Raw genomic sequence first — 13,226 nt, forward strand, 5'->3', positions numbered from 1 at the left:
GCCTTGGATGCGGGGTCCGCGTCCGGTAGACGGTCCCGATGGCTTTGTCGGGGCAAAACCAGCGATTGCGGATCAAATGCCTGTGATCCGGCTGACCTTTTCTGTCAAGGCCGCTACTTCTTGCCTGCTGGCATGCGAAGGCAGCGCCAATCTACAGGAGCGATCATGATCACGCATAGTTTGAAGCGCCGAACCCTGTTCGGGGTAGGGGCGGCTGCCTTGGCGGCGCCGGGCCTCTTGACTGGAGTTGCCAATGCTCAGGAAAGTGCAGAAAAGGACGCCATGACGGATGATGCGGCTTTCAAGACCTTCAAGCTCGGCACCTTCAAGGTGACGGTGATCAGCGACGGCACGCGCGCCTCGGAAAATCCGCACGAGACCTATGGCACCAATCAGTCGGCAGAGGCGGTCTCCGCGCTGCTCGAACAAAATTTCCTGCCGAGCGCCGGCTTCATCAACGGCTTCTCGCCGGTCCTGGTCGATACCGGATCGGAGATCGTTTTGTTCGATACAGGGCTCGGCGAAGGCGGCCGGGAGGCAGGGACCGGAAAACTTGCCGACGGCATCCGGGCCGCAGGCTATACGCCGGAACAGGTCTCGGTGGTCGTCATCACCCATATGCACGGCGATCACATCGGCGGCCTCACGGAGGGCGGCAAGCCGGCCTTTGCGAACGCCCGTTATGTGACCGGACAGGTGGAGTTCGACTTCTGGAAGGATCAGGCCCGTATCGGCACGCCCGCCGAAAACGGCCACAAGGCGGTGCTTGCCAAGGTCGTGCCGCTGGCGGAAAAGACCACCTTCATCGCCGACGGCGCCGAGGTCGTACCGGGGATCAGCGCCCTCGCCGCCTTCGGCCACTCCCCCGGGCACATGATCTACAGGCTCGAATCGGAGGGCAAGGCGCTGATTCTAACCGCGGACACTGCCAACCATTACGTCCTGTCGCTGCAGCGGCCCGATTGGGAGGTTCGCTTCGACATGGACAAGGCCGCCGCCGGCGCGACACGGCGCAAGGTCTTCGACATGATCGCAACCGATCGGCTGCCCTTCATCGGCTATCACATGCCGTTCCCCGCGGTCGGCTTCGTCGAGCGGCAGGACCAGGGCTACCGCTTCGTGCCGGTAACCTACCAGTTCGACATCTGAATCCGGCGCTTTGTTGCTCTGCAACAACAAATATGCGGGGCCCGGGAGATTTCCGGGCCCCGACTATTTCCATTCTGACATATCCGTGTTACGAGCCCTCGCCAACTTCCAAGACAAGCTTTGAAGTCACCCGGTGGACAAGTCGCTGATGGTCCCCGGGGATTTTCGTATATTCGAAGAGGAACTGGCCATGGCGCGTATCATCGAAACGGCAACCGGTCTGGAGGCTTTGACCTTCGACGACGTCCTGCTTCAGCCGGGACATTCCGAGGTGATGCCGGGCCAGACGAACATCGCCACCCGCATTGCGCAGGATATTGACCTCAACCTGCCGATCCTGTCGGCCGCCATGGACACGGTCACCGAGGCGCGGCTCGCGATCGCCATGGCCCAGGCCGGCGGCATCGGCGTCATCCACCGCAACCTGACGCCGGCCGAACAGGCCGAAGAGGTCCGCCAGGTCAAGAAGTTCGAAAGCGGCATGGTCGTCAATCCGGTGACGATCGGGCCGGACGCGACGCTTGCCGATGCGCTGGGGCTGATGAAGGCGCACGGCATTTCCGGCATTCCGGTCGTGGAAAACGGCGGCAGCGGCGGGCAGAAGCAGGGCCGCCTCGTCGGCATCCTCACCAACCGCGATGTCCGCTTCGCGTCCGATCCGGCGCAGAAGATCTATGAACTGATGACGCGGGAAAACCTCGTCACCGTCAAGGAAAGCGTCGATCAGCAGGAAGCCAAGCGCCTGCTGCACAAGCACCGGATCGAGAAGCTGCTGGTCGTCGATCCGGAAGGACGCTGCGTCGGCCTGATCACGGTCAAGGACATCGAGAAGTCGCAGTTGAACCCGAACGCCTCCAAGGACTCCCAGGGACGGCTTCGCGCCGCCGCGGCGGTCAGCGTCGGCGACGACGGCTTCGAACGCGCCGAGCGGCTGATCGATGCCGGTATCGACCTGATCGTCGTCGACACCGCTCACGGCCATTCGCAGCGCGTGCTCGATGCGGTCAGCCGGGTGAAGAAATTGTCGAACTCGGTCCGCATCATGGCCGGGAATGTCGCGACCGCTGACGGCACCAAGGCCCTGATCGACGCCGGCGCCGATGCCGTCAAGGTCGGCATTGGTCCGGGCTCCATCTGCACGACCCGTATCGTCGCCGGTGTCGGCGTGCCGCAGTTGGCCGCGATCATGGCGGCGGTCGAGGCGGCGCAGGCCTCCGGCATCCCGGTCATCGCTGACGGCGGCATCAAATATTCCGGCGACCTCGCCAAGGCGATCGCTGCCGGGGCCTCCGCCGTCATGGTCGGATCGCTGCTTGCCGGCACCGAGGAAAGCCCCGGCGAGGTCTTCCTCTATCAGGGCCGGTCCTTCAAGGCCTATCGCGGCATGGGTTCGGTCGGCGCCATGGCGCGCGGCTCGGCCGACCGCTATTTCCAGGCGGAAGTCCGTGACACGCTGAAGCTCGTGCCGGAAGGCATCGAGGGCCAGGTTCCCTATAAGGGGGCAGTCGGCGGCGTGCTGCACCAGCTCGCCGGCGGCCTCAAGGCGTCGATGGGCTATGTCGGCGGCGCGACGATCAGGGAATACCAGGAACGCGCCACCTTCGTGCGCATCTCCGGTGCCGGTCTTCGCGAAAGCCACGCCCATGACGTGACGATCACCCGCGAGAGCCCGAACTATCCGGGCGCCGCCTGATTTTTCCGTGGGACGCCGTCCGGCGTCCCACTTTCTTCCCCCCCAAGCTTCCCATCTGGGAATTTAAAGCGGAGCACCGATGACGGGGTTCGAGATATTCTGGCCCGTCGTCGCCCATGTCGCGCTGGTCTTCATGCTCTACGCGCTTCTCTCGATGCGCCGCTCTGCGGTCGTCCGTGCGGGCAAGGCTGAGCCGTCGCAATTTCGCGAAAACCGCGGCGAGCCGAGCGAGAGCCTGGTCGTGCGCAACAGCATCGCCAACCAGTTCGAACTGCCGGTGCTCTTCCATGCCTGCTGCGTGCTTCTCTATATCACCGAAGCCGACAGCGTTCCGGCGGTGGGCCTTGCCTGGGTTTTCGTCGGCTCCCGCTACGCGCACGCCTTCGTCCATGTGACCAGCAATCGGCTCCGCCACCGCGGCCCTCTCTTCCTGGCGGGCTTTGTCACGCTTGCAGCAATGTGGGCCTGGCTTGCCTTCTGGATGATGATGAACTGACGATCGTCGTCGGTCGGCCCGACTGTCTCAGCTCTGAGACAATTTCCTCCTCGAAACCCTCGGCGCTTGATGAGCGTCAAGGGACCACGGCCGGCCCTGCCGCTAAGCTTGCGTCCGTCAACGCGCTGCTTTGGCGGAGGGTGATGCGGCGCTGGCGCAAGTTCCAATGCCAACATTGAACATCGGAGGAGATCGATATGGCCGGAATGATGAAAGCCGCCGTGGTGCGCGAATTCGGCAAGCCGCTTGTGATCGAAGAATTGCCCATAGCGCAGCCGGGACCGGGGCAGGTTCTGATCAAATACGAGGCCACGGGCGTGTGCCATACCGACCTGCACGCCGCCAAGGGCGATTGGCCGGTGCGGCCCAATCCGCCCTTTATCCCCGGCCACGAGGGCGTCGGATACGTCGCAAAGCTCGGCGCTGGCGTGTCGCGGCTGAAGGAGGGCGACCGGGTCGGCGTCCCATGGCTGCACACCGCCTGCGGTTGCTGCACGCCGTGCCGCACCGGCTGGGAAACGCTGTGCGGCAGCCAGCAGAACACCGGCTACTCGGTCGACGGCACTTTCGCCCAGTACGGCCTGGCGGATCCGGATTTCGTCGGCAAGCTGCCCGCCAAGCTGGAGTTCGGACCGGCCGCGCCGGTGCTTTGCGCCGGCGTCACGGTCTACAAGGGCCTGAAGGAGACCGAGGTGAAGCCCGGCGAATGGGTTCTCGTCTCCGGCATCGGCGGCCTCGGCCACATGGCCGTGCAATATGCCAAGGCCATGGGCATGCATGTCGCTGCCGCCGACATCTACCCGGACAAGATCGCGCTTGCCGAGAGGCTGGGCGCCGACCTCGTCGTCGATGCAAGGGCGGGTGACGCCATCGAGGAGGTGCAGAAGCGGACGGGCGGTGTCCACGGGGCGCTGGTCACGGCGGTCTCGCCAAAGGCGATGGAGCAGAGCTACCGCATGCTGCGCTCGAAGGGCACCATGGCCCTTGTCGGTTTGCCGCCAAGCCAGATCTGCCTGCCGGTCTTCGATACGGTGCTGAAGCGCATCACGGTGCGCGGTTCGATCGTCGGTACGCGCCAGGATCTCGAGGAGGCCCTGGAGTTTGCCGGTGAGGGCAAGGTCGGAGCCCACTTCTCCTGGGACAAGATCGAGAACATCAACGCCATTTTCGAGCGCATGGAAGAAGGCAAGATCGACGGCCGCATCGTTCTCGACCTGAGTTGAGGCATCGATCACGGCAAGTAACGCAGTTTTGACGCGTGTCTGCCGCCCGCTGACCTATCCTGTCGGCGGGCGGCGCGGCTATCGTTGCGCGGCCTTCGGAAAAACGCCGGAGGAGAGCGTCATGAACAAGCCTGTGATCACCCAGGCAATGATCGATGCCTATGATGAATACACCCATCTGACCCTGGATCGTCGCCGCTTCATGGAGAGGCTGACGGCGCTTGCCGGTTCGGCGGCGGCCGCCGCGACAATCGCGCCGATGCTCGCCGCCAACAGCGCCAAGGCCGAAATGGTAGCCGCGACGGATGAGCGCTTGAAGGGTGAGAACATCACCTATCCCGGTGCCGATGGCGAGATGAAGGGCTATCTCGTCAGACCGGCCAATTCACCCGAAAAGCTTCCGGCGGTCATCGTCATCCATGAGAATCGCGGTCTCAATCCGCACATCAAGGACGTCGCGCGTCGCGTCGCCCTCGACGGATTTGTCGCGCTCGCTCCGGATTTCCTGTCACCCGATGGCGGAACCCCGAGCGACGAGGACAAGGCACGCGAAATGATCGGCGCGCTTGACGCGGGTGAGACCAACGCCAATGCGGTGGCGACAGTCACCTTCCTCAAGGGACATGCGGAAAGCACCGGCAATGTCGGAGCGATCGGCTTCTGCTGGGGGGGCGGCATGGTCAATCGCCTGGCTGTCAATTCTCCTGACCTGAAGGCCGGGGTCGCCTATTACGGCTCCCAGCCGAAAGCCGAGGATGTGCCGAAGATCAAGGCCGCGATGCTTCTCCATTATGCGGGCCTCGACGAGCGCATCAATGCCGGCATCGAGGCTTACCGCAACGCGCTAAAGGAAAACGGCAAGGACGCCACGATCCATATCTACGACGGCGTCAACCATGCCTTCAACAACGATACCTCGGCCGCCCGCTACGACAAGGCTGCGGCCGATCTCGCCTGGGGGCGAACGATCGAGTTTCTGAAGACGAAGCTCGCCTGACCTGTACCGACTTCGGGGCAGGGCGACGGGTGCTCTCCTAGCCCCGGGCTTCCTTGGATATCGAGCGGGCACAGTCGACGATCGCTTCTGCCAGCGCGTCCATGTCGCGCCGGCGCGGATTGCTGCGGCGCCAGATGAGGCCGATCTCGCGCGCCGGCCCGGGGTCGGCAAAGGGTACGATGCGGATGGCATTGCGGGCCGCCTCGCTCGGGATGGCGATTTCCGGAATGAGCGTCATGCCCATGCCGTTCGCCACCATCTGTAAGAGCGTCGCCATGGATGTGGCGCCGAAGCTCGTCAACTGCCGCTTGCCGGCGGTGTTGCAGACGGCCAATGCCTGGTCGCGCAGGCAATGGCCCTCCTCGAGCAGCAGCAGCTGCGAGATGTCGACCTGCTCCTCCGTCATCGGCGACATCAGCACGTTCCGGTCGTTGCCCGCCACCGCCATGAAGAACCGGTCCGAAAACAGCGGGCGCGTGGCGATGCCGTCGGCATCGATCGGCAGCGCGGCGACGACAGCGTCGAGGCGGCCGTCGCCAAGGTCGGCGATCAGCCTGTCGGTCAGCGACTCCTTGAGCTCGATTTCGATATCTGCATATCGCGCCCGCAGATAGGGAATGAGCCGCGGCACCAGATAGGGCGCCAGCGTCGGGATGACGCCAAGGCGGGTGCGCCCTTCGAGCGTTCCCGAATTTGCCCGGGCGCTCTCCTCCAGCCGGTCGACATCGGCCAGGATTGCCCGGACCCGCACCAGCACGTCCTCGCCCTTTCCGGTCAGAAACACGCCGCCGCGGCTTCTTTCGACGAGTTTGACACCGAGATGCTCTTCCATTTCCATGATCTGCGCCGAAAGGGCCGGCTGGCTGACATGGGCGAGCTCGGCCGCTCGGCCGAAATGGCGGGCAGTGGCGAGCGCATCGAAATAGCGCATCTGTCGAAGCGTCAGCATGATAGGATATGCTTATTGAAAAGTCGGCCGAAGGACAATCGCAGATTATCGGATTAGCTGGCCGATACGGCGCGGGCCTGAAATGATCCGCGGGCCGGCCTCTGCGAAGGGCACGCCTCGCAAGAGGCGTGTCTTTGTGTTCGCGAGGCGGCTTACCAGCCGGGCAGCATATGGCTTTGCCTAAGGCGCGGATAGCGCGGATAGCCCTTGATGTCGTTGTCGAGATCATCGTTGACTGCAATAGGCGTGATATTGTCGAGGCAGGCGGTGATGTGATTGGTGATGGCGTTCGACAGCGACGGCGAAAGTCCGGGCCGCTTCATGATGCCGATCTGTACCGGTGCGAGGGCCGGGAAGCCGTCCGCGAGCGTCAAGACCTTCATGCCGGGGCGGAGCGCCGATTCCGGCAGCACCGAGACGGCCATCCCGGCGAGCACCGCGGCAGCGACGACCGTCGAGGACCAGCTTGTGAACAGGATCTGATACTCGCGGCCGGTCGCATCGAGCGCGGCGCAGGCCGCCTGCCGCCAAATACAGTCGCGCCGTCCGACGGCAAGCGGGATGGGTGCGTTTTCCGGAAGCGGATGGTTGATCGAGCTCACCCAGCAGAGCGGCTCGGTCCTGACCACGTCGGACGGCCGCACCCGCGGATTGTGGGTGACGAGCGCGATATCGAGGTCGCCCTTTGCCATCTTCTCGGCGAGATCGGCCGAGGGCTCGCAGACGATGTAGAGTTCGACATTCGGGTGCGTCTTCGCAAAGCGACCAATGATCTCGGGCATGTAGCGGTCAGCATAGTCGTCGGGCGTGCCGATCCTCAGCGTGCCTTCGAGCCTGTTGTCGTCGAAGGAAGCGATCGCCTCGTTGTTGAGGCGCAGCATCCGCCGGGCAAAATTCAAAAGCCTGTCGCCCTCGACCGTCAGCCGGTTACCGCGCCCGTCCTTGATGAATAGCGGTTTGCCGATGCGTTCTTCCAGCCGGCGCATCTGCATCGACACCGCCGACTGAGTCTTGAAGACACGATCGGCGGCCTTGGTGAAGCTGCCCGTATCGGCGATGGCGACGAAAGTTTGCAACTGATCGATGTCGAGCGGTGCGGACATGGCCGGTTACCCATAAAATTGTTTGATGAATATCATTAGAAACATTCGTTGGACTGATCAATAAGGATTTGCGATTTATAGCGTGCAAATCACGTCGATCCTCCCGGCGACTTCACCGCCGATCAACCACATCGTTCCCGCCTGCCCCTGCGCGTGACCTCCGCGCAGGGGCATAGGCTTCTTCGTGCCCGAAAAAGGAGTTTTTGTCATGCGCACGACCCAACACGCCCTCGATCTCGACCTCGCTGCTGGCAAGCCATCGCTTGCGTCCCGTTCGGCAACGGTCATCGGCGTGCTGACGGGTGTCTGGCGCCTGTACCAAGACCGCCGCCAGATTGCGCGTCTGCATGATCTCGACGACCGGCAACTGCTCGACATGGGGCTGAAACGCGAAGATCTGCACGAGGCCATGACCTCGTCCTTTTTCGACAATCCGGGTTGTTTCCTGACCCGCGCGTCGAGAAATCGGGCGAACCTCTTCTACCGGGGTGTCCGCCACGATTGACGTTCCCCGTGGCGCATCCGCCCCGCGTTGCGCGTCTGAACAGAGGCGCGGCGCTGCAGGATGCGTCATTTGCGGCATGATCCGGCGAAAGCTTGCCGCCATTGCGCGGATCATGCCGCAAATTTCCAGTTACGGTGATGCTGATCGCCGGATGCGTTCCCCGCAGGGTATGAGCCAATAGACCCTGCCGCTTGCCCGGTACATGCCAAGACATGTACCGGGCTTTTTTATCTGTAGGCGCAAGTTCGGAAAGGGCCTTTGCCCCTTACAAGTCATGCCTTACTTTCGGAGCCCTTCTTATAGCTCTCGAACAGCGCGTCGATGTTCTTCTGATATTCCTTCTGCATCTCAAGCCCGCTGTCGAATATGCTGTTCATCATCTGCGAAAACTGAGCAAAGGCGGGGTTTTCCTGAGGTGGCTTTTCGGCTGCGGCGCTGCTGCTGCGCAACATGTCCTGATAGGCCTTGAAGAAGGGGTTGCCGACGAAAAAGTCAGGCGTTTTGGGCTTCTCTTGCGTCTTGCCGACGCCAAAAAAACCTTGCATCGCCTGGGTGAAGGGGTTGTCGAACGGATTTGGCTGAGGCTCGGGCTTCCTGGCGAGGCCGGTCGCCTCCATCCATTGCCGCATCAGCGTCATCATCGGATTGTTGGCGAGCGCTTCGTTCACCTGATTGGTGGTCTCCTTGAAGAGGCCGCCCATCAGCGTGCTCGCCATCACCGGCAGCATCTGCTTGTAGACTTCCTGGCCGATGCCGGTGATTTGCGCCGCCTGCGCCGCGATCGCCCTTGACATCTCCTTCGAGCCGAACAGCTGGCCGAGGACGTCGTTGCCGTCAGACACCCCCTCCGGCGTGAAGGCCTGCCGCATATCCTCGAAATACTTGACATAATTGCCGGTCGAAAGGGCCGTCAGCAGCGCCCCGAAATCATAGGCATTGGCGGTGTTGCGCTTGAAGCCCGTGGAGAAGGCCGGCAACAGTGCCGCCGTCGCCTTCGCCATCTGCTCCTGGGCCAGCCCGAACTGCTTCGCCATCAGCTCGATCGCCTGGCCGTTCTGCGCTTGTGCGAACATGTCAAAAAGCGGTGCCATGGCGATTCCTTCCCGGGGCGAGTGACGCATGTTGTTGCACTATAACGGGAATCGAGGGGCTGGAAACGCTTTTTGTTCGAGGATGCGAGGCGCTTCGCTCCTCAATACTGATATTCGGTGAATACCGGATCGACGGAACGATTCCAGCGGCCGTTGTAGAGGGCCAGCAGGTCCTCGGCGAGCGTCGCCTTCTTCGCCAGCACCTCATCGAGTGGCTCCAGGAAGTGGCTCTCGTCGATGCCGTCGCCGTTCAGACGGTTGCGCCGCTTCAGCCCGGCTCGCGAAATCGTCAGCACCTCGCGGGCGATGTCGAAGAGCGACGCCGTTCTGAACCTAGCGGCCAGACCCTCGGCGGGAACCGCGTCCCTGAGAACCTGAACCTCGTCGTAGCTCCAGTCGCGGGTAAGGGCCTCGGCGTCCGCCAAGGCCTGATCGTCATAGAGCAGGCCCACCCAGAAGGCGGGAAGCGCGCAAATCCGCCGCCAAGGTCCGCCGTCGGCGCCGCGCATCTCAAGGAACCGCTTCAGCCGGACGTCGGGGAAGAGGGTCGAAAGATGATTGGTCCAGTCGCCCATATTGGGCTGCCACTCGGCGATCTCTCCCTTCAGCGCCCCGTTCATGAACTGGCGGAAGGTGACATGCGTACAGTCATGATAGTGGCCGTCGCGCACGACGAAATACATAGGCACGTCGAGCGCCCATTCGACGTAATCGATGAAACCGAAGTCCGGCCGGAAGCTGGCCGGCAACAGGCCGGCACGGCGGTTGTCGGTGTCGCGCCAAATGTCGCCGCGCCACGAAAGCAGCCCATTCGGCTTGCCGTCGGTAAAAGGCGAGCTGGCGAAGAGGGCGGTGGCGAGCGCTTGCAGTTTCATCGAAACCTGCATCTTGCGCCGCATGTCCTCCTCGGAGGAGAAGTCGAGATTCACCTGGATCGTGCAGGTGCGGTACATCATGTCGAGGCCCTTGGTGCCGACCTTCGGCATGTAGCGCGTCATGATCGCGTAGCGCGACTTCGGCATGCGGGGCGTCTCTTCGAAGCTCCATTTCGGGCTGCCGCCGATGCCGAGAAAGCGGATGCCGAGCGGCTCGGCGAGTTCGCGAAGCACGGCGAGGTGCTGGTTCGATTCCTTGCAGGTCTGATGCAGGTTCTCGAGCGGCGCACCGGAAAGCTCGAACTGACCGCCGGGCTCCAGCGAGATCGCGCCGTTGCCGCCGCGGTCGGCAAGACCGATGATGTTGCCCTCGTCGAGGATCGGCTCCCAGCCGTTCCTTTGAGCCATGCCCTTCAGAAGCGCCTCGATGCTCGCCTCGCCGAAATAGGGCACTGGGCTGTTGTCTGCCTTGAAGAAGGCGAATTTCTCGTGCTCCGTGCCGATCCGAAATCTCTCCTTCGGCTTCGATCCGGACGCGAGATAGTCGGTCAGGTCGGCGACGGAAGTGACCGGCGTCTGGTCGGTGGTGTCTCGGGCCATATTCGTCTTCTTCGTATGTGCGGGATCCCGCCGGCAGCGGGACTGGATGGAGGGTGCTTGAACCGTAATCAAGTGCGGTGCAAGTCAATTTCTTTCAAGATGCAGTCAAAAAAACTCCGTGCCCGTGCCGCTGCCGGTCAAGGGCATCATCGCCAGTCGCCAAGCGTTGCCTGAATGACCGCAAGCGCGGCCACGGCGGCCGTATCGGCGCGCAGGATGCGCGGGCCAAGCGGGATGGCGGTGACGTAGTCGAGGCTGCGCAACAGCACCCGCTCGGCTTCCGAGAAGCCGCCTTCCGGACCGATCAGCAGGGCGAGGCGGCGCTCGCTGATCTTATTGAGGATCGGCAGCGGGTTCTGGCTCTCATTGCCCTCGTCGCAGAAGATGATGCGCCGCTCGCTCGGCCAGTCCGCCAGGAGATCTTCGAGCTTTCGCGGCGGCTCCACCGTGGGGATGCCGAGAACGCCGCACTGTTCCGCGGCTTCGATCACATTGGCGCGCAGGCGGTCGAGATTGCCGAGCTTGCCTTGCACATGCTGGGTCATCACCGGCTGCAGCACGCCGGCGCCCATCTCGACGGCCTTCTGGACCAGATAGTCGAGCCGCCCCACTTTGAGCGGAGCAAACAGATAGACGAGGTCTGCGGGCGCAGGCTGCGCACGTGCCTGCTCGCTTGCCGTCAGAACCAGGTGCTTGCGGGACGGCAGGGACAATTCCGCACGCCATTCGCCGTCCCGTCCGTTGAACACCAGGACCGACGACCCTTCGCTAAAGCGCAGCACGTTGACGAGATAGTTGAACTGTTCCTTCGTGGCCTCGTGTTTCGCCCCGCTGTGAAGCGGGCTTTCGACGAACAGTCGCTGCATGCGAAAATTGGCGCGCATTCGGTTGCCCTCACAAAAACAGGCCGGCGAGGAGGCGATAGACGAGCGCCGAGAGCAGCGCTGAAGCGGGAAGGGTGATCACCCAGGCGGCGACGATCGTCAGAAAGTAGGAGCGACGCACCAGCCGGCGGCGGCGCACCTCGGCGAAATTCGTTTCGATCGCCTCGCCCATGAAGTCGGATTGTCCGGTCCGCCGTCGGATATATTCCAGCCGGCGCCGCGAATGGCGTATGTACCATTCGCGGAAGAAGCCGACGCCGAACACGGCGCCGACCGCCGTATGCGTGGAACTGATCGGCAGACCCAGCGCCGATGCCAGGAGGACGGTGACCGCCGTCGCCAGCGCCACGCAGAAGGCCCGCATTGGATTGAGGCGGGTGATCTCCTCGCCGACGACTCGGATCAGGATCGGGCCGTAGAGAAGCAGGCCTAGGGAGATGCCGAAGGCGCCGATCAGCAGCACCCAGAAGGGCGCCTCCGAGCGCGCGGCCGATATCGTGCCGTTGACCGCCGAAACGATCGCCGAGAGCGGCCCGATGGCGTTCGACACGTCATTGGCGCCGTGGGCGAAGGAGAGCAGTGCGGCGGAGAAGATGAGCGGCAGGCGGAACAGCTTGCGAAGCGACTGGTTGCGGTTCTCGAGCCCCACGGACTGGAGATGGATCCACGGCCTGCACAGCCCGTAGCAGGCAATGCCGGCGAGCGTGCCGAAGAGGAGACCGGTCCAGAGCGAAATCACCTGCAGATGGACGAGCCCGAAGACCGCCACATAGGCGGCGAAAGAACCTGCCGTGACGCCGAGCACGATTGGCATCCAGTACCGCGCCGCCTCGATCTTGTTGTCGCGGTAGATGATGAATTCCTTTAGGAACGCGAGGAAGAGGGCGGCGATGGCGCCGCCAAGCAGTGGGGAGACGGACCAACTCGCGGTGATCCCGGCGATCGCCCACCATTTGACGCTGGCAAAGCCCTCGGCCGCCAGACCGGCACCGATGATGCCGCCGACGATGGAATGGGTGGTCGAGACCGGCGCGCGCGCGTAAGTGGCGATGTTTATCCAGACGGCCGAAGACAAGAGCGCCGCCATCATCACCCAGACCAGGACCTCGGGGCCGAGCAATCGCGCACCGTCGACTATGCCGGCCTCGATGGTAAGCGTCACCTTCCGCCCGGCGATCACGGCTCCGGCGATTTCGAAGACGGCTGCGATGCCGAGTGCCGTCGCCATCGTCATCGCCTTCGCGCCGACCGCGGCTCCGACATTGTTGGTGACGTCGTTGGCGCCGATGTTCATGGCCATGTAGGCGGCGATCGCGGCTCCCGCCACGACGATGGCCAGACCCGACGCACCGGTGAAATAGCTGGCTGCGAACACCATGCTGAGGATCAGGAAGAGCAGGCCGAGGCCGGGGGCGGCAAGCCTGCGCATCACATGTTGCGATGCCTCCTCGGCACGGCTGACCTTGTCGAGATCCTTGTCGATCGTCAGCTTCTCGAGGTGCAGGCGCGGCTTGGCCACAAATGTTTCTCCCTTGTCACATTCGCCAGTAGCGGTGCGCGGTGGCATATTCAAGCGATGTTTGGAAGGGCAGCGACGAGAAGGGCGCGCCACGCGGCGCCGGGGCTGCCGCCAAATACATGTTGCCCAAAAGAGTCCGGAT

The 13,226-nt window shown here is 63.2% G+C and carries 12 protein-coding genes; 6 read left to right on the forward strand and 6 right to left on the reverse strand.

Annotated elements, in window-relative coordinates; all coding sequences use genetic code 11:
• The first annotated feature begins 165 nt into the window (after positions 1 to 165).
• From ATC00_RS04310 to ATC00_RS04330, 5 genes are all read left to right on the forward strand, one after another.
• Complete coding sequence (locus ATC00_RS04310; protein ID WP_064252087.1) at positions 166 to 1,149, forward strand: MBL fold metallo-hydrolase; 984 nt, start codon at positions 166 to 168, stop codon at positions 1,147 to 1,149.
• A gap of 190 nt (positions 1,150 to 1,339) precedes the next feature.
• The gene (guaB, locus tag ATC00_RS04315; RefSeq protein ID WP_064252124.1) at positions 1,340 to 2,842 is read left to right on the forward strand and encodes an IMP dehydrogenase; all 1,503 of its coding nucleotides are present in this window, start codon (positions 1,340 to 1,342) and stop codon (positions 2,840 to 2,842) included.
• Positions 2,843 to 2,921: 79 nt separating this feature from the next.
• Entirely contained in the window at positions 2,922 to 3,338 is a 417-nt protein-coding gene (locus tag ATC00_RS04320) for an MAPEG family protein (RefSeq protein WP_037378977.1), read from the forward strand.
• A 197-nt stretch (positions 3,339 to 3,535) separates the two neighbouring features.
• Positions 3,536 to 4,561, forward strand: coding sequence for an alcohol dehydrogenase AdhP (adhP, locus tag ATC00_RS04325; protein WP_064252088.1), 1,026 nt, complete (start codon positions 3,536 to 3,538; stop codon positions 4,559 to 4,561).
• Positions 4,562 to 4,682: 121 nt separating this feature from the next.
• Positions 4,683 to 5,558, forward strand: coding sequence for a dienelactone hydrolase family protein (locus tag ATC00_RS04330; protein WP_064252125.1), 876 nt, complete (start codon positions 4,683 to 4,685; stop codon positions 5,556 to 5,558).
• Between the two features lie 37 nt (positions 5,559 to 5,595).
• Here the strand turns inward: ATC00_RS04330 and oxyR are convergent, their stop codons facing one another.
• Both oxyR and ATC00_RS04340 read right to left on the reverse strand, forming a co-directional pair.
• Positions 5,596 to 6,507: a hydrogen peroxide-inducible genes activator OxyR gene (oxyR, locus tag ATC00_RS04335; protein WP_037378980.1), complete on the reverse strand. Its 912-nt coding sequence runs from the start codon at positions 6,505 to 6,507 to the stop codon at positions 5,596 to 5,598.
• A 152-nt stretch (positions 6,508 to 6,659) separates the two neighbouring features.
• Entirely contained in the window at positions 6,660 to 7,610 is a 951-nt protein-coding gene (locus ATC00_RS04340; RefSeq protein WP_037378983.1) for a LysR substrate-binding domain-containing protein, read from the reverse strand.
• Between the two features lie 208 nt (positions 7,611 to 7,818).
• Here ATC00_RS04340 and ATC00_RS04345 point away from each other — a divergent pair, with 208 nt between their 5' ends.
• Positions 7,819 to 8,115, forward strand: coding sequence for a DUF1127 domain-containing protein (locus ATC00_RS04345; RefSeq protein WP_037378985.1), 297 nt, complete (start codon positions 7,819 to 7,821; stop codon positions 8,113 to 8,115).
• Positions 8,116 to 8,387: 272 nt separating this feature from the next.
• Here ATC00_RS04345 and ATC00_RS04350 read toward each other — a convergent pair whose 3' ends face one another.
• The 4 genes from ATC00_RS04350 to ATC00_RS04365 all read right to left on the reverse strand — a co-directional run bounded on the left by ATC00_RS04350 (position 8,388) and on the right by ATC00_RS04365 (position 13,084).
• On the reverse strand, positions 8,388 to 9,206 hold the full coding sequence (locus ATC00_RS04350; RefSeq protein ID WP_064252089.1) for a DUF937 domain-containing protein: 819 nt from the start codon (positions 9,204 to 9,206) through the stop codon (positions 8,388 to 8,390).
• Between the two features lie 101 nt (positions 9,207 to 9,307).
• On the reverse strand, positions 9,308 to 10,681 hold the full coding sequence (locus ATC00_RS04355) for a glutamate--cysteine ligase (RefSeq protein ID WP_064252090.1): 1,374 nt from the start codon (positions 10,679 to 10,681) through the stop codon (positions 9,308 to 9,310).
• A 146-nt stretch (positions 10,682 to 10,827) separates the two neighbouring features.
• Positions 10,828 to 11,565, reverse strand: coding sequence for a 16S rRNA (uracil(1498)-N(3))-methyltransferase (locus ATC00_RS04360; protein ID WP_064252091.1), 738 nt, complete (start codon positions 11,563 to 11,565; stop codon positions 10,828 to 10,830).
• Positions 11,566 to 11,575: 10 nt separating this feature from the next.
• Entirely contained in the window at positions 11,576 to 13,084 is a 1,509-nt protein-coding gene (locus ATC00_RS04365; RefSeq protein WP_064252092.1) for an inorganic phosphate transporter, read from the reverse strand.
• Between the last annotated feature and the right edge of the window lie 142 nt (positions 13,085 to 13,226).

Origin of the sequence: Sinorhizobium americanum (genome assembly GCF_001651855.1) — a bacterium.
In the GTDB taxonomy this organism is placed as follows: Bacteria; Pseudomonadota; Alphaproteobacteria; order Rhizobiales; family Rhizobiaceae; genus Sinorhizobium; species Sinorhizobium americanum.